The organism is Jilunia laotingensis, from assembly GCF_014385165.1.
In the GTDB taxonomy this organism is placed as follows: domain Bacteria; phylum Bacteroidota; class Bacteroidia; order Bacteroidales; family Bacteroidaceae; genus Bacteroides; species Bacteroides laotingensis.
The window spans coordinates 1,973,141-1,990,620 of sequence record NZ_JACRTF010000001.1 but is presented as its reverse complement, the minus strand read 5'-3'; the positions used below and the strand labels follow the sequence as shown (position 1 = coordinate 1,990,620).

The 17,480-nt window shown below is 45.3% G+C and carries 11 protein-coding genes; 6 read left to right on the top strand and 5 right to left on the bottom strand.

Translation table 11 applies throughout. From position 1 onward, the window contains the following. The first annotated feature begins 52 nt into the window (after positions 1-52). The 4 genes from H8744_RS07450 to H8744_RS07435 all read left to right on the top strand — a co-directional run bounded on the left by H8744_RS07450 (position 53) and on the right by H8744_RS07435 (position 6,579). On the top strand, positions 53-1,837 hold the full coding sequence (locus H8744_RS07450; protein WP_262434249.1) for a M6 family metalloprotease domain-containing protein: 1,785 nt from the start codon (positions 53-55) through the stop codon (positions 1,835-1,837). A gap of 233 nt (positions 1,838-2,070) precedes the next feature. Beyond that, positions 2,071-3,852 carry an aminopeptidase P family protein gene (locus H8744_RS07445; protein ID WP_262434248.1) on the top strand — a complete coding sequence of 594 codons (1,782 nt, stop codon included), beginning with the start codon at positions 2,071-2,073 and terminating at the stop codon, positions 3,850-3,852. Between the two features lie 27 nt (positions 3,853-3,879). Further along, the gene (locus H8744_RS07440; protein ID WP_262434247.1) at positions 3,880-4,401 is read left to right on the top strand and encodes a gamma carbonic anhydrase family protein; all 522 of its coding nucleotides are present in this window, start codon (positions 3,880-3,882) and stop codon (positions 4,399-4,401) included. Between the two features lie 294 nt (positions 4,402-4,695). Then, positions 4,696-6,579: a lamin tail domain-containing protein gene (locus tag H8744_RS07435; protein ID WP_262434246.1), complete on the top strand. Its 1,884-nt coding sequence runs from the start codon at positions 4,696-4,698 to the stop codon at positions 6,577-6,579. Positions 6,580-6,916: 337 nt separating this feature from the next. Here the strand turns inward: H8744_RS07435 and H8744_RS07430 are convergent, their stop codons facing one another. Together H8744_RS07430 and gltX are read right to left on the bottom strand one after the other, a co-directional pair. Beyond that, positions 6,917-8,137 carry a 3-deoxy-D-manno-octulosonic acid transferase gene (locus H8744_RS07430; protein ID WP_262434245.1) on the bottom strand — a complete coding sequence of 407 codons (1,221 nt, stop codon included), beginning with the start codon at positions 8,135-8,137 and terminating at the stop codon, positions 6,917-6,919. A gap of 12 nt (positions 8,138-8,149) precedes the next feature. Continuing rightward, positions 8,150-9,667 carry a glutamate--tRNA ligase gene (gene gltX, locus H8744_RS07425; protein ID WP_262434244.1) on the bottom strand — a complete coding sequence of 506 codons (1,518 nt, stop codon included), beginning with the start codon at positions 9,665-9,667 and terminating at the stop codon, positions 8,150-8,152. Between the two features lie 94 nt (positions 9,668-9,761). Here gltX and H8744_RS07420 point away from each other — a divergent pair, with 94 nt between their 5' ends. After that, entirely contained in the window at positions 9,762-11,822 is a 2,061-nt protein-coding gene (locus H8744_RS07420) for an HD family phosphohydrolase (protein ID WP_262434243.1), read from the top strand. After that, positions 11,819-12,595: a hypothetical protein gene (locus H8744_RS07415; RefSeq protein WP_262434242.1), complete on the top strand. Its 777-nt coding sequence runs from the start codon at positions 11,819-11,821 to the stop codon at positions 12,593-12,595. Before H8744_RS07420 ends, H8744_RS07415 begins: the two co-directional genes overlap by 4 nt. A 12-nt stretch (positions 12,596-12,607) precedes the next feature. Here H8744_RS07415 and H8744_RS07410 read toward each other — a convergent pair whose 3' ends face one another. The 3 genes from H8744_RS07410 to priA all read right to left on the bottom strand — a co-directional run bounded on the left by H8744_RS07410 (position 12,608) and on the right by priA (position 17,423). After that, positions 12,608-13,069, bottom strand: coding sequence for a low molecular weight protein-tyrosine-phosphatase (locus H8744_RS07410; protein WP_262434241.1), 462 nt, complete (start codon positions 13,067-13,069; stop codon positions 12,608-12,610). A 72-nt stretch (positions 13,070-13,141) separates the two neighbouring features. Then, a complete protein-coding gene (locus H8744_RS07405) occupies positions 13,142-14,941 on the bottom strand; it encodes a DUF4091 domain-containing protein (protein WP_262434240.1) in 1,800 nt (599 codons plus the stop codon). A 25-nt stretch (positions 14,942-14,966) separates the two neighbouring features. Then, positions 14,967-17,423: a replication restart helicase PriA gene (priA, locus tag H8744_RS07400; protein WP_262434239.1), complete on the bottom strand. Its 2,457-nt coding sequence runs from the start codon at positions 17,421-17,423 to the stop codon at positions 14,967-14,969. Positions 17,424-17,480: the final 57 nt, after the last annotated feature.

Below are 17,480 nucleotides of genomic sequence, written 5' to 3'. Positions count from 1 at the left end.
CTAATAAATATATTTTGCATATTTTTACCAAATCATCAATTAATTATAGGTTATGGAAAAGCGACTACTTTTTAATTTGCTTATTACATTTATGTGTATTGCGACAATGGAAGCTGCGCCAGCACTTCCCGTAAAACATCAACTCACACAACCGGATGGTACTACACTCACAGTCTATTTGCGTGGTGACGAGTTTATGCACTATTATGAAACAGTTGACGGACTTATGCTACAAAAGAGTCTGAACGGTTTTTATTGCTATGCGGAGTTATCCAAAGAAGGTAAAGTCATCGCAAGTCCACTGATTGCTCATGACGAAACACTTCGCTCGCCTGATGAAATTACATATATAAGAGGTATAAGACAAGAGAGCCTCAGAAATGTCCTGATTGAAAAAATGAACTTAGATAAATCGATCAGGCAAAAAGCAGTTAGCCCAGGAACCATCAAACAGGATTTTCCAACCGTAGGAGAAGTTCATGGCTTGGTTGTTCTCGTACAATATCAAGATATAAAGCTATCGGAAGCAGCAACAGTCGAAGCTTATGATCGCGTAATGAACGAAGAAAACTACGATGGCGACATCGCTTCCGGAAGCGTACGGGATTACTTTTTAAACCAATCCGAGAACAAACTGAAATTACATTTTGATGTAGTAGGACCTATCACCTTATCCCAAAACCGGAAATATTATGGTTCTGCAGAAGAAGCCGGGAAAGAAAGAGTGGACGAAATGATGGCAGAAGCAGTAAAATTAGCCAAAGAACAAAATCCCGATTTAGACTTCAGTTCATATGACTTGAATGAGGACGGAGTTGTGGATTTTGTATATGCCATCTATGCCGGTTACGGTGAAGCCCAAGGAGGACCGGAAGAAACCGTTTGGCCACAATCTTCCACCCTGGAATACAAAGATTGGAATCTGTATGATGGACTGTACCTCGGTCGTTATTCTTGCTCTTGCGAACTTAGAGGAAAAACAGGAAGTACTTTGGACGGCATCGGTACTTTTTGTCATGAGTTTAGCCACATTTTAGGATTACCTGATATTTATGATCCGAGATATTCCGGCTGTCCTGGTTTGAACGGTTGGGATGTAATGGATATAGGTTCGTATAACAATGAATCAAAGACCCCTGCCGGCTATACCGCCATGGATAAATATACTTTGGGATGGTTAAAACCGGAACTTCTGGACGGCCCACAATCCGTATCACTTGAAGCATTAGCCACATCCAACAAAGCATACTTCCTAGTATCGGAAAAAAATCCAAATGAATACTTCACTTTTGAGAATCGGCAAAACGTAGGTTGGGATGCCGCCCTGCCAGGACACGGCTTGCTAATTTGCCACATACAATATGACAAAGGAATATGGCGTAGCAACACTGTAAACACTGATGGATTCGAGCATGTATCCTTGGTAGTAGCAGATAAAAACAAAAGAGAGTCAGAAGGAAGCAGCATGAAAGATGTATTCCCCGGCTCATCAAAAAACACATCCTTCACAGATGATTCAGAACCTGCTATGTTATGGAATTCAGGCGCAAAGGTAGGCAAGCCGATAACAAACATCAAAGAAGTAGATGGTGTAATCACTTTCGACTTTATGAAGGACACAGGCATTGAATCTTTCGAGGCAATTACAGACTTCAGAGTTTATAGCGAAGGCCAAACCATCGTTATCTCCAATGACGGACTTGACGAAATAAACATCTATTCATTGTCAGGAGAATTGATCTACACAAGCAAAGAGGCCAACTGCCGTATTCCGGTAGATAAAGGCTGCTACATTGTTCGCATTGGGACTAAGTCAAGCAAAGTAAATGTAAGATAATCCCATCCAACTCTAAACAATAGCAGCCACGGAACATTTATCAGACTATCCTCGAAGAATAACCATTTCTCCGAGGATAGTTTTCTTTGAAGGCTATAAGCGTTAAAAAAATAGGAGATTATTAAGAGAGAGTTAATGATTTCAGAGACAGCAAGAAATACGGTCATACAGATGTTTTGTTATGTATTTATTGCTATTTTTGCAAATCGTGGTATTTTAAGTTATATATTATTATGGAGCAAAAGATTAATGAGCGAATACATGCCCTGCGGATGCTATTCAAGCCACAACCAATCAGCGCATTTATTATCCCCAGTACAGACCCGCACCTAAGTGAATATGTCGCCCCCCATTGGGAAACAAGAAAATGGATATCCGGATTTACCGGTTCAGCCGGTACTGTCGTCATCCTGTCAGACAAAGCGGGGCTTTGGACTGATTCCCGGTATTTTCTACAAGCCGCAGATGAGCTAAAAGACACAGAGATAACATTGTACAAGGAAATGTTACCCGAAACACCTACGCTCATTGAATACTTATGCCAAAACTTGCAACCGGATGAGAAAGTAGGAATTGACGGAAATATGTTCTCCGTATCACAAGTCGAGCAGCTAAGCCAGTTACTGAAAAAGCACCAAATAGAGTTGGAAATCACCGGAGACCTTATTGGCAAAATATGGCTAAACCGTCCACCTATGCCAGATGCCCCGGCTTTTATCTACGACTTGAAATATGCCGGTCGTAGTTGTAAAGAGAAAATAGAAACCATTCGCAAAAATCTGGAAGAAAAAGAAGTGGAAGGTTTATTCCTGTCCGCACTGGACGAGATAGCCTGGACACTGAACCTGCGCGGAAGTGATGTGCATTGCAATCCTGTCATAATCAGCTACCTGCTCATCACTAAAAACAATGTCGTCTTATTCATTTCACCGGAGAAAGTTACAAAAGAGGTACATGACTACCTGAAATCGCAAGATGTTGACATCCAGCCCTATGCAGATGTAGAGGATTACCTAAGAAAATTAAATATAAAAAACCTGCTACTCGATCCCACAAAAACAAATTATGCCATATACTCTGCCGTCAATCCGTCATGCAGAATTATTGCAGGCACATCCCCGGTTTCATTATTAAAGGCTGTCCGCAACGAACAAGAGATAGCCGGGACACATGCTGCTATGAAGCGGGACGGAATTGCCCTTGTCCGTTTTCTGAAATGGCTGGAAGAAGCGGTTCCCACAGGACAGGAAACCGAACTCAGCATCGACCGAAAGCTACACGAATACCGTGCCGCACAAGCACTTTACATGGGAGAAAGCTTCGACACCATTGCCGGCTACAAAGAGCATGCAGCTATCGTCCACTATTCCGCCACCCCAGAAACAAATATCCCTCTTCAGCCGAAAGGTTTCTTATTGCTGGACTCCGGGGCACAATACTTAGATGGGACAACAGACATTACCCGCACCATCGCTCTCGGAGAATTAACGGATGAGGAAAAAGAAGATTACACACTTATATTAAAGGGGCACATTGCACTTGCAATGGCACGGTTCCCTCTCGGCACACGCGGCACTCAGCTCGATGTATTGGCAAGGATGCCTATCTGGCAAAAAAGAATGAATTTCCTCCACGGCACCGGACATGGCGTAGGTCATTTCCTGAGTGTACACGAAGGGCCTCAAAGCATACGGATGAATGAGAATCCGACTCCGCTCCTGCCAGGCATGATCGTTTCCAATGAACCGGGAGTTTACAAAGCGGGTAGCCACGGCATCCGCATCGAGAATCTGCAACTTGTATGCAGCATAGGCCGAGGAATGTTTGAAGAATATCTGGAGTTCGAAACCATCACCTTATGCCCTATCTGCAAAAAAGGGATCATCAAGGACATGCTTACCGAAGAAGAAATAACCTGGTTGAACTCCTATCATGAGAAAGTATACGAAACATTGTCTCCACACTTGGACGGAGAAGAAAAAGCATGGTTAAAGGCAGCAACGTCTGCACTATGATAAATCTATATATAAACAAACGAATTTATGGCTTTAATAAAATCAGTAAGAGGATTTACCCCGGAAATCGGTGAGAATTGTTTTCTTGCCGACAATGCCGTTATCATCGGCGATGTAAAAATGGGACGCGACTGTAGTATTTGGTTCAGCACCGTGCTGAGAGGAGACGTAAACTCCATTCGAATCGGTGACGGCGTTAATATTCAAGACGGCAGCGTGCTACACACCTTATATGAAAAATCAACCATTGAAATAGGCGATCATGTCTCCGTAGGACATAACGTTACCATCCATGGAGCCACCGTCAAAGATTATGCATTGATCGGCATGGGTTCCACTTTGCTCGATCATGCAGTTGTCGGTGAAGGCGCAATTGTTGCAGCTGGTTCACTGGTACTCAGCAACACTGTGATAGAGCCCGGAAGCATCTGGGGAGGTGTTCCCGCCAAGTTTATAAAAAAAGTAGACCCGGCCCAAGCCAAAGAATTGAATCAGAAAATCGCCCATAACTACCTGATGTACTCATCTTGGTATAAGGACGAAGAATAATTTATACACAGTTAACGATGTGTCAGGACATAGGATTTAGCTGATATTTCAGAGAAAAGTACCTATAGCTGGCACATCGCTATTATAACAAACCAACAGACACCCTTCCCACAAGCACGGTTTCAAGATCATTCTCTTACAAAAAGTCAGTACATGATCTTATAAAAGAATTAATTAAGCCTTATTGATAATCAAAAGCACTATTCTTTTCATAAAATTGTAATTAAAATGTAAGCTTACATTCCAATAACATCCCTATCTTTGCGCTGTTAATAACACAAAAAAAAATAAATTATGAAAAGATTTCTACTTACCTTTTCCTTAGCTGTCATCTACAGCTGTTTTCTTAGCTTAAATGCTCAACAGTATGTACCCGTATTACAAGAAACATTCTCAAAGTGTAGCAGTACCACCATCCAGGGAGGATATTTCAGTGAATCCACCTATTTTGAACCTGACGAACACGGAGACAATGAAGGATGGTACAGCCAAAACACCTATCCCAGTGAAAAAGCAGTGAAACTCGGCACTAAGGTGAAAACGGGGTATATCACTTCTCCGCAACTTAAATTCTCTCAAGAGACAGCCAGCGAAATAAGAGTGCAATTCCGCGCACAGTTATGGTTTACAGGCACGACAAAAGATACGACAAACATCGTAGTATCCGTAGATGGCATGGAAGGAAGCGCCCAGAAGATGGACATTCTGGAATCAAACAACGTGGTAGACCGCAATTTAGCTCCTTACCAGTTAACATTCAAAAATGTTCCGTCGGGTGCCAAACTCAGATTCACTGCTGAAAAACCGAACGGCATTTCCCGCTTTTTCCTTACTGAAGTCATCGTAAGCGAAAAGAGAGAGGGCAACACGGAAAAAATTCTTTCCACCTCCGCTTATTACCACCATTTCGAAAACCTGATGGCAGGCGATCAAAGCGAAGAGAATACGATTAGCATTTCCGGTGAGAACCTGTCAGAAGACATCACCATAGAAGCCGAATCGGATCGTCCGAGTTTCACCATCACCAAAGCTGCCACTTGGAATGCACGTAGCGGTGGTGATCTCTCTATCCACTTCGTACCGGTCAATGCAGGCGATAAAGAAGAGGTTTTCAATATCAAGTCCGGTGATCTGACACAAAGAATCATCCTTACCGGAAAAGCTAAAGTATTTGCTCCGGTAGCCATTCAGCCGACCGCAGTAAGCGACAATTCCATCACTTGTGCATGGAATCCGGTGGCAGGTATCGACAAATTCGTTGCTACCATCTACACTAAATCCGAAAAGCCGCTTCAGGCCACTGATCTATTCATCAGTAAATACATAGAAGGAAAATCGAATAACCGTGCATTGGAAATTTTCAACGGAACAGGAAAGAGCGTCGACCTGAACGGATACGCTCTTCGTATGGAAACCAACGGTGCGGGAGGCTTGACTTCCAGTGAATTTAAGTTCCCGGACGTTAAGCTGGAAAACGGAAAGACTTATACGATAGCCAATGCACAATACACTGCCGTACGCGAAGTGGCCGATTCCTTAATCGGTTTTCAAAGCGGTGGTTACAGCAATATTGTAACCTTTACGGGAGATGATGCCATCGGTCTGTTCAATCCCGAAGACAAACTGATCGACATCATCGGTTATGAGAATCCGGACATAAACTCTACCGTAGATGCTAACTGGGGACAGGATAAGAGCTATTACCGTAAATCAAACGTTTATGCTCCCAGCGATAAATTCTATCTGGAAGAATGGGATATCCATGAAATGGATTATGCAGAATCTTACGGTACCCACACCATGGATGCTACAGGTCTTGTACGCAACATCATTGCTAAAAAAGAAGCGGACGGCACGGCTACAAGCGTTGTTGCTGACGGATTGAACTCAGGGACTACTTATTTCTATGCCATCCAAGGTTTCTCCAACAATTTAAAGACTCATTATTCTTCTGAGATCGAAGCAAAAACAACAGGAGAAAGCGGCATAGAAGAAATGGAAGCGGATGCTCCTTCTTATCGTTTGGAAGGAAACCGGTTACAGGTAGATGCAGACAACGTTTCTGTGTACGATGCAACCGGCTTACAACTAAAAGCTTCTCAAGGTTCGTATACCTTGCCAAAACACGGTATTTACCTGATTCGTGGTGAAAAGCAAACGGTTAAGATCGTTTATTAAGACCAGAAGGGCATTTTAACAGCGAAACTTCAAACATCTAACGGAAGGTGAATTAATGATTACAGAATTCACCTTCCGTTATCATATCCATAAACATCCGTATGTTATCATACAAAACATCCCCATGTTCTATACAAAAACATCCGGATGTTTTATATCACAACATCCGGATGTTTTTATAATACGATTTAGCTTTTACGTATACAACAAACTAAAGTTCAATGCGTTGAACAGCCCTATTTCATTCTTTTCAAAAGAACACCTGTCAGGAAAGGAATGATAAGCAAAAGCTACGAATACGAATGCAAGAGACGATCCACCTGAAACGGAAGAATCTTTAGAAATTTATCATGTGCAATACTTTGTCCGTAGCACCTGCATTACTTGTCACGTAATACCCGGCATTTTTTCCCGTCTCCTGCAAGAAAGCAGGATCGGTAAGCATCTTATCCAACAGAGTCTTCAACTCCTCATAATCCTTGATAGAATAGGCACCTTTCGATTCGAGCAATTGTACCGCTTCCATGAACTTCTGGTATTTCGGTCCGAAGATGACCGGAATGCCGTAAACGGCTGCCTCCAAAGTGTTGTGAATGCCTACTCCGAAGCCGCCACCGACATAGGCTATCTCACCATAACGATAGATGGACGAGAGCAAACCGAAGCAATCTATAATCAGGCAGTCGGCTTTCAGCACATTCTTTTCATCGGCACGGGTGTAACGTACATACGGACGTTTCAGTTTGCTGATGATCTCTACCAAATGATTTTCATCGATGACATGCGGAGCGATGATAAGCTTCATTTCCGGATGGTTGTTGAAATATTCGAGGAAGAGGTCTTCATCCGGCCCCCACGAACTCCCGGCTACAAAAACCAGCGAATCGCCTTTGAACTTCTCGACCAAAGGCAAGTCCTTCGCCTCTTCCCGAATCTGCAGTACACGATCGAAACGGGTATCGCCTACCACGGTGACACGGGTAATACCGATTTTAGAGAGGAAGCGTTTGGAAGCCTCGTTCTGCACAAACAGATGGTCGAAATCTTTCAGTACACTGCGATAAGTGCCTCCGTACCATTTAAAGAATATCTGGTCGCGGCGGAAAATGGAAGAGACACTATATACCGGGATACGGCGTTTATGCAACTCGTCCAGATAATTCTTCCAGAACTCGTATTTAATAAAGAATGCCATGCAGGGATTCACGATATCGAGGAACTTCTTCACATTACGGGGTTTGTCGAACGGAAGGTAGCATACGATATCCGCTCCCCGGTAGTTCTTACGAACCTCGTAACCGGAAGGAGAAAAGAAGGTCAATAATATCTTATATTCCGGATATTTCGCCCGGATCTTCTCTATCAGGGGACGACCTTGTTCGAACTCTCCCAAAGAGGCAGCATGGAACCAGATATACCGGGCATCCTTCTCCACCTGTTGGCGGAGAAGTTCGTACACTACCCAATGTCCTTTCATCATCTTCCGGGGTTTCCGGCTGAACGGTGCGGCCAGGTGAACTAAAATGTCGTAAATGGCAATTGCCAGGTCGTAGAACATATCGTCTTTGTTTTACTTCAAGACTTCAACGGCACGTTTGATGCGAGCCAATGTCTCTTCTTTACCCAATACCCAGGAAATATCAAACATGTGCGGGCCTTTGCCTTCACCGACCAAAGCCAGACGGAAAGCATTCATGATGTTCCCGGTGTGGTAGCCTTTCTCGGCAATCCAGTCCATCACTACCTTTTCCTGTCCTTCAATGCTGAAATCTTCGATTCCTGCTATCACTTCGGCAAGCTCGGTCATATGTTGGGCGGAATCTTCCTTCCAACGTTTCTTCACCGTCTTTTCATCATACTCCACCGGAGCGATAAAGAAGAAACTGCAAACATCCCACAATTCACGGACGAAGCTGACGCGGTCTTTCATCATGCCGACTACCGTCACCACCGTTTCGAGAGGAGCCTCTACACCGTGTTCTTTAAGGATGGGCAGGAAAAGCCCGGCTATCTCTTCATTCGATTTCAACTGGATATACTGGTGATTGAACCAGATTCCTTTCTTATAATCGAACTTGGCACCCGACTTGCTGCAACGGTGCAGGTCGAACAGTCGAATCAGTTCATCCATCGACATTACCTCCTGATCGTTACCGGGATTCCATCCCAACAGGGCAAGGAAATTGATTACCGCCTCCGGCAGGTAACCCGATTCACGGTATCCGGAAGAAACTTCGTTCGTCTTCGGATCGTGCCATTCGAGGGGGAATACGGGGAAACCGAGACGGTCACCGTCACGCTTGCTCAGCTTGCCGTTCCCTTCCGGTTTTAGCAACAACGGGAGATGGGCAAATGCAGGCATGGTATCTTCCCAGCCAAAAGCACGGTATAGTAAGACGTGCAACGGAGCCGAGGGCAACCATTCCTCCCCACGGATGACATGGGACACCTCCATCAAATGGTCGTCCACAATGTTTGCAAGGTGATAGGTCGGCAATTCATCCGCTGATTTATAAAGAACTTTATCATCCAAGATAGACGAATTGATAATCACTTCCCCACGGATGAGATCGTTGACATGTACATCCTCGTTGGGTTCTATCTTGAAACGAACCACATATTGTTTACCCGCTGCGATCAGCGCATCCACTTCTTCTTTCGGAAGTGTCAGCGAGTTACGCATCATGCCTCGTGTGGAAGCATCGTATTGGAAGTTGGGAATCTCCGCCCGTTTGGCATCCAATTCTTCGGGAGTATCGAAAGCAATATAAGCCTTATCGTTATCGAGCAACAGTTTCACATACTTCTTGTATATTTCACGCCTTTCGGACTGGCGGTAAGGGCCGTGTTCGCCACCAAAGCTAACGCCTTCGTCAAAATGCACTCCCAGCCATTTGAAAGATTCAAGGATATACTCTTCAGCTCTCGGCACAAACCGGTTGGAATCCGTATCTTCAATACGGAAAATCATGTCTCCCCCGTGCTGACGAGCAAATAGATAATTATACAAAGCTGTACGCACACCACCAATGTGCAATGCTCCGGTCGGACTCGGAGCAAAACGAACTCTTACTTTTCTTTCTGCCATAATTTGGGTTAGTATAGGTAAATCGTGGCAAAATTAAACTTTTTTTTCCACACGATTGTTTTTTTTTGTACTTTTCGCAAAAAATTCAAAGGATATGAATCATCTCAAGAAAAAAAACAGCTTTCCCTACAGAGATTTGCTATTCAAAGCATTGATATTTGTAGCCACGGTGACAGTTATTGTATACTTTCTGCCACGTGACAGCAAATTCAACTATCAGTTTGATATTGACAAGCCTTGGAAATACGGACAGCTCATTGCCACCTTTGACTTCCCGATTTATAAGGACGATGCCCTTGTCAAACGGGAGCAAGATAGTTTGCTGGCTTCCTTCCAACCTTATTTCCAATTGAACAAGGAGGTGGAGAAGGAGGCTCTCACCCGGTTGAAAGATAATTACCAAAGTGACCTGAGAAGCATATTGCCCTCGACCGATTATGTCCGCTACATCGAACGGAAACTGAAAGAGATCTATGGTGCCGGCATCATTTCGACGGAAGACGACCAGAAGTTGCACAAGGACAGTACGGAGGCCATCAAAAAGATAGCGGATAAGGAGGCGAAATCACAACCGATATCAGACATCTTCACCGTAAAAGAGGCGTATGAACAATTGCTGTCAGGAGATACCGTCCACTTTGACCGGGATGTATTGCGCCAATGCGCACTCAACGAATACATATCGCCCAACCTGACTTATGACGAGGCTCGCACGCAAGCTGCCAAGGAAGACATCCTGAATAATTATTCCTGGTCGAACGGTGCGGTTGTGAGCGGGCAGAAGATCATCGACCGCGGAGAGATCGTCAGCGCTGAGACGTACCGGATACTGGAATCATTGCGGAAAGAGTCTATCAAGCGAAGCGACTCCCTGGGGAAAGAACGGTTGATGCTGGGGGGACAGATCTTGTTTGTCTCCATCTTTATTCTTTGCTTCATGCTCTACCTCGACCTCTTCCGGAAAGACTATTATGAACGCAAAGGGAGTCTGTCGTTGCTTTTCATACTGATTGTGTTCTACAGTGTCGTCACGGCATTGATGATGAAGCACAGTCTGTTCAACGTATACATCCTGCCCTATGCGATGCTTCCCATCATCATACGGGTCTTCCTCGACTCGCGCACGGCATTCCTGACGCTTGTCATCACCATATTGATCTGTTCCATCACCCTGCGCTTTCCACATGAGTTCATACTTACCCAACTGGCAGCAGGCTTGGTGGCGATCTTCAGCTTGCGCGAACTTTCCCAACGGTCGCAACTGTTCAAGACGGCAATCCTCGTGATACTGACCTATGCGGCAGTCTATTTTGCTTTTGAGCTTATCACGGAAAACGATTTGTCGAAGCTGAATGTACGGATGTACACCTACTTCGTCATTAACGGTATCCTGTTGCTATTCACTTACCCCTTGCTATTCTTGCTGGAAAAGACTTTCGGATTCACTTCCAACGTGACGCTGGTGGAACTGTCGAACATCAACAACGACCTGCTGCGCCGGATGTCGGAAACCGTTCCGGGAACCTTCCAGCACTCCATGCAGGTGGCCAATCTGGCAGCTGAAGCAGCGATACGTATCGGTGCAAAGAGCCAGCTTGTACGTACCGGTGCGCTCTACCATGATATCGGAAAGATGGAAAACCCGGCATTCTTCACCGAAAATCAGTCCGGTGGCGTCAATCCGCATAAGAACCTGAATTACGAACAAAGTGCGCAGGTGGTCATCGATCATGTGACGGACGGACTGAAGCTGGCCGAGAAACATAATCTGCCCAAAGTGATCAAAGACTTTATCACCACCCATCACGGACGGGGAAAAACCAAGTTCTTCTACATTTCCTGGAAAAACGAACATCCGGGCGAAGAACCGAATGAAGAGGAATTTACTTATCCCGGACCGAATCCCTTCTCGAAGGAGACGGCTATCCTGATGATGGCGGATGCCGTAGAAGCCGCTTCACGAAGCCTCCCCGAATATACGGAGGAGAGTATCAGCAATCTGGTGGATAAAATAATCGATTCGCAAATGGAAGACGGGTATTTCAAAGAGTGCCCGATCACCTTCAAGGACATTGCCACCGTAAAGGCTGTGTTCAAAGAGAAATTGAAAATCATGTATCATACACGTATCAGCTATCCGGAATTAAAGAAATGAAAGAAACAGATCAGGAACAAAAACAGGCCGAGCGACTGTTGCAAAGCAACGGCATACGGCTCCATGACATTGAACGTTTTAGTTTTATGAAGCGTTACTATCCGAAACCGCATAAAGGCAACCAGGTTCCGAAAGAAAAATACGGTGCCGGTGTACTGACGCTCCATCTGAAAGAGGACCGGGAAAAGGCAATTTACCTCCGTCCGTGCAAACATCCATCGGCAGTGATCCACTACTTGCTTGCCAGGGGCATACCTTTTGACAATTACAAACCGAGAGAAAGAGAAGCCGGAATCACAATACCCCAAAAGAAGTACTGCCGGGCTTCCCTGTATATGCTCTATTTTGTCTCTCTGTTTCTGGTATTTGCCATCATGGGAGTCAACGCCATTGCATCCGGTCTGCTGTGGGGCATCCTGCTGGGTATCCTTTCCATCAGTATAAGTTTATTCATGCTCTATGCCTTGCTTACCCGGTTCGGCTACCTGACGCTGGACAATGAAAGCATTACGGTTCACAGCCTTGGACGCACAGTGCGCTACTTATACTCCGACCTGAGAAAAGTAAATTTCGACTATGCAAGGGAAAAGAACTTCACTTATAATATGGAAGTACTGGATAAAAATTTCGATTATCACCTGTACTACATCGGAAGAGTGCCCCGTACAAAAATGAAAGAGATCACGAAATACCTGAAAGAAGCCGGCATAGATGCTACTTGCAAAGTAGACAACGACAGCCGGTATTATAACGATTATTACCACAAACACTAAAAGGTGCTTGGATCAGGAAAGCTCTTTCAGCAATCCTGCACACGCATCTTCAAGTACATCGAGTACATATTCAAAGCCCTCGGCTCCCCCATAATAGGGATCAGGAACATGATCAGCGGGAATACGGGTACAGTAGTCCGTCATGCGGTGGATTTTCTTCTGTTCTTCCGGACCGGGGGCACGTTCATTGAGATCATCGATGTTCCGGTCGTCCATGCCGATGATTAAATCGAAATTATAAAAATCTTCCGTTCGTACGGGCCGGGAGCGATGCACCAGGTCATATCCGCGCCGGATGGCGTGCGCACGCATCCGGCTGTCCGGTAGTTCTCCCTGATGATAAGAAAGAATACCGGCAGAATCGATCACGAACTCCTTTTCACGCCCGGCTTCTTTGAGAAGATGCAGCATTACACCCTCCGCCGTGGAAGAACGGCATATATTACCGAGGCAAACAAATAATATTTTCTTCATATTCAAATTCATTTAATTTTATTCCGAACAAGAGAGCGAATGAACGCTTGGGGAATTTTACAACCCACTCAATCAGAATGAATTCAACAACGCATTTGCCTTTTGAACCGTTCCAGCAGCAGGTACTTCCGGAAAATCATCCAAACGGAAGGCCGACAACATCTTTTCTAATTTCTTCAACCCTGATTTATTGCCGTTCTGCTGGAACTCTCTACGTAACAGCGTAATCTTTTCATGCGCCTGAATGCCTTCAATCAATTTCTCAAACCGGATGGAACTCCGGGCACCGGGATAAACCAGGTATGTATCGCCTCCTGCCCATGTACGGAAACGGGAATCGAGCAAAGGTTCCAGGGGCCAGCTATTATATGCCCAACGCAAATACCCGTCCAAATGCTTCTTTGCGGAATAAAAACTCATCCATGCTGCTTCCGCAGGGTCAGAAAAGGTAAACGTATTCGGATATGCCTCGGCACAGGAAGTATAATAGGTGGTCCGCTTGCCTTCCGAAGCACGACGCACCCGTACTTCTTCGGGAAATTCCTGACCGATGCAAATGCAGTAATCGTACATGTCTTTTTCGATAGCATCATGATAATTCCCTGCAAGAGAAACTTTAAACTCAGGATCGGCTTTCCGAATCACTTCCAGTGTTTTTTGCATGACATCCATCGGGCGTTCGTCCATGGCAATCGTACAGATATCGAACCAACCTTTCTCACGCAAATGGGAAGAAAAAGAGGTTAACATAGCCACCCACATCTCTTCATATTCTTTCTCACCGGGGGCTGTCCGCAGTGACTTCAATGAATTTGTAGCCTGATCGAAATATTGGAAGGATAGTTCCCACGGGATCATTGAATAACAATTAATCTCTCGGTCGATGCCCTGCGTCATCATAAATTCAATCCAACGGTCGAACACCGTATAATCAAAACTCCAGGAGCCATCGGCCTTCTTCAGCCAAGTGACCATCGTCTCAAAGTAATCTTCGGTCTGACCGTTCCAAGGTTTATGCATGATGCTTGCGGTGATCACTTTCTGTCCGGCATCGGCAAGCATCTTCATCAATGGGCGCATAGCTTCGAGATGCGCATCACTCCAGACGGGAACTTGATAATAACGTGCTACGGCAAAAGGATTCTGCCAGAGATCGAGGTGATAGTTCCAATCGGAAGGTTCGGGCAATACACGGTCGGATACCCGAATTTCCAAATTCAGTTTGCCGAGCAACCGGGTGCCTTCTTTTAACAATACTTCTCCTTTGTATACTCCGGGAACAGTCGCCTGAGGAATACGGCATTGTATCCATACGGGCTGCACCGTATTCTCCGGTACAGTTATATCTTTGAGCAAATGATCTATCGGATCGGCTACCAGCAAGGAATCAAACAGAGAATGATCGGGACGGTACCCGCAAGCCCCTTTCCCATCTTTGTTCAATTCGTCCGTCATTACATAACGTACAAAACGGCTGTCCCAGACATGATCCGGTAACAGATTGCCTTTGGCATCTTTGAGATTCGTGAGTTCGCAACTGAGATTTTCCACAGGTTCAGTCGTCCATACCAATGCCTGTGCATTTACCCTTTCACCGCGCCAAGCCTTCAGACGGAGCGTTTTTTGTTCTTTCACAGCAGGTACTGCATGTTTGGGATAACGCACATCAGTGCTTCCCCAAGACACCTGCACGCCTTTGACGCTAGCCCAGTCCTTGGCAGAGGGGGATGCAGGATCGGCAAGTTCGATATAGGATTGAAGTGGGAACGGAGTTTGTCCGGTCGGAGTTCCACATTGTGTGACTCCTTGTTGGGCAAAAAGCGAAATTCCAATCAACAGATTTAAAAAGAAATAAGAAATGAAACGTTTCATGGTTTTAAATTATTAAGGATAAAAATTACATCGGATCGACATCATAATACACAATCAGCGATTTAAATCTTTCGTCTTCAATCATCTCCCGCTGAACCTGTAGCAGCAATTCACGGGCACGACTCATCGGAGCATTATACTCGATCTTCAAAACTATCTTTTTTATAAACAGAGTCTGAATGCGACCGACAGGCGGTTTGTCCGGGCCCAGTACGCGGGAACCAAACACGGAACGCAGCTTGCCCGCCATCACGTCCGCCATCTGTTCCAGCGTAGCCTCATTTTTATGCTTCAGATAGACATACACCAAACGGTAATAAGGCGGATAGCGGAACATCTGCCGCTCGGCAAGCTGACCATCGACCATCTGCTCATAATCATTGTTCATCACTTGTACAATAATGGGATGATCTATACTCTTTGTCTGCAAGACAACACGCCCCTGCTTGTTTTTCCGTCCGGCACGCCCGGCTACCTGTGCCATCAACTGGAAAGCACGTTCGTACGAACGGAAGTCCGGATAATTCAGCATCGTGTCGGCATTGAGGATGCCTACCACACTCACATGATCAAAGTCCAATCCCTTGGACACCATCTGTGTTCCGATCAAGATATCCGTCTTGCCTTGTTCGAAATCGGCAATGATCTTCTCATAAGCCGACCGGGTACGGGTAGTATCCAGATCCATGCGGGCCACCGAAGCCTCCGGGAAAACAACCTTTATATCGTCTTCTATCTTTTCGGTACCGAATCCCCGGTTTATCAGTTCAACGCCCTCACATGCCGGACAGGAACGGGGCAACTGATAGGTATAGCCACAATAATGGCAGGTCAGTTGATTGATGCCTTTATGATAGGTCAGGCTGACATCACAATTCTTACATTTCGGCACCCACCCGCAGGTACGGCATTCAATCATCGGTGCAAAGCCCCGGCGGTTCTGGAACAGAATGACTTGTTCTTTCTGCTCCAACGCTTCCCGGATATATTGCAAAAGCAGTGGGGAGAACTGTCCGGACATCCGTTTCTTACGGTGCAGTTCCTTTATATCGACAGGGATAATTTCGGGCAACCGAATCTCTTTGTAGCGTTCTTTCAGTTCTACAAGCCCATATTTACCTGTAGTAGCATTGTACCAAGTTTCAACCGAAGGGGTAGCAGTACCCAAGAGTACTTTCGCACCGTACATCGATGCCAAAACAATGGATGCATTACGCGCGTGATAGCGCGGAGCAGGGTCTTGCTGCTTATATGTATTTTCATGTTCTTCATCCACTATCACCAACCCAAGATTACGGAACGGAAGAAATACGGACGAACGGACTCCCAGGATTATATCATATCCTTGACTGCTTAACTGCTTCTGCCAGATTTCAACCCGTTCGGCATCCGGAAACTTGGAATGATAGATACCGAGGCGTGAACCGAACACACGCTTCAACCTTTCAGTGATCTGCATGGTGAGTGCTATCTCCGGAAGCAGATAAAGCACTTGCTTCCCCTGCCGCAACATCTCGTCTATAAGATGAATGTAGATTTCCGTTTTACCACTGGAAGTGACGCCATGCAACAAACAGACATTCTTATTCTGAAAAATGTTGTTGATTTCAGTAAAAGCACGAAGTTGATGTTCATTCAAAGGATTGAGAGCTACGGTTTCATGAACTACTTTATTCAGACGCCCGATTTCCTGAAAGTAGATCTCGAATATCTTCTTATCTACCAGCCCGCTTAATACAGCGGGGGAGACACCGGCACGCTGCAACAATTCCTTTTTGGAAACTTCCCTTATCGGAGACTTACCCAACACACCGGACAACTCGACATACATCATCAAGAGAGAAAGCTGCTTCGGGGCGCGGGAAAGAATATCAAACAAGATATGGAGTTGCCTTTCATCGGCCACACCCACCAAACGGACACGAGCCTCAGTCTTAGGTTTATACGTACGACGCAACTCTTCCTTTATAAAAAGAGCCTCTTTATCGAGCAAGGATTTAATGACAGTCAGAATATTCTTTATGCCACTCTCCTTCTCCAACCGCGTAACGCTTTGCTCCGGTTCCTGTGAAAGCAGATCGAGTATTTTCTGTTCTTTCTCAGGCAAGCTCCCCTCTGCTTCATAATCGGGATTATATTCAACAATTGTTTCACTTTCCAACTTCAACCCCGATGGTAAAGCTGCTTTATAAACATCACCTTGTGTACACAGGTAATAATCTGCCAGCCATTCCCAAAACTTAAATTGGAAAGGAAGCAGAACAGGAGAAGTATCGAGTACGGTCGTTATCTCTTTAACCTCATATCCTTCAGGAGGGCAATAATGCACATTACATACAATAGCCGTATAATATTTCTTCCGCCCGAAAGGAACCACAACGCGACATCCCGGCTGAATGTCTTCCATTCCATCCTCCGGAAGAGAATAGGTAAAGCTGCGGGGAAGCGGTAAAGGCAATATGACATCAACGTATTTCTTCATTGCGGGGACAAAGATACAAAAAAAGAGGCTCCTGTTTGAAAGGAGCCTCCATCTTTA

What these genes read in the sequence shown, in the direction of transcription:
- H8744_RS07415 (WP_262434242.1), top strand. Translation starts at nt 11,819, where the DNA reads ATGAAAGAAACAGATCAGGAACAAAAACAGGCCGAGCGACTGTTGCAA.
- gltX (WP_262434244.1), bottom strand. Translation starts at nt 9,667, where the DNA reads ATGGCAGAAAGAAAAGTAAGAGTTCGTTTTGCTCCGAGTCCGACCGGA.
- H8744_RS07440 (WP_262434247.1), top strand. Translation starts at nt 3,880, where the DNA reads ATGGCTTTAATAAAATCAGTAAGAGGATTTACCCCGGAAATCGGTGAG.
- H8744_RS07405 (WP_262434240.1), bottom strand. Translation starts at nt 14,941, where the DNA reads ATGAAACGTTTCATTTCTTATTTCTTTTTAAATCTGTTGATTGGAATT.
- H8744_RS07450 (WP_262434249.1), top strand. Translation starts at nt 53, where the DNA reads ATGGAAAAGCGACTACTTTTTAATTTGCTTATTACATTTATGTGTATT.
- H8744_RS07420 (WP_262434243.1), top strand. Translation starts at nt 9,762, where the DNA reads ATGAATCATCTCAAGAAAAAAAACAGCTTTCCCTACAGAGATTTGCTA.
- H8744_RS07410 (WP_262434241.1), bottom strand. Translation starts at nt 13,069, where the DNA reads ATGAAGAAAATATTATTTGTTTGCCTCGGTAATATATGCCGTTCTTCC.
- H8744_RS07445 (WP_262434248.1), top strand. Translation starts at nt 2,071, where the DNA reads ATGGAGCAAAAGATTAATGAGCGAATACATGCCCTGCGGATGCTATTC.
- priA (WP_262434239.1), bottom strand. Translation starts at nt 17,423, where the DNA reads ATGAAGAAATACGTTGATGTCATATTGCCTTTACCGCTTCCCCGCAGC.
- H8744_RS07430 (WP_262434245.1), bottom strand. Translation starts at nt 8,137, where the DNA reads ATGTTCTACGACCTGGCAATTGCCATTTACGACATTTTAGTTCACCTG.
- H8744_RS07435 (WP_262434246.1), top strand. Translation starts at nt 4,696, where the DNA reads ATGAAAAGATTTCTACTTACCTTTTCCTTAGCTGTCATCTACAGCTGT.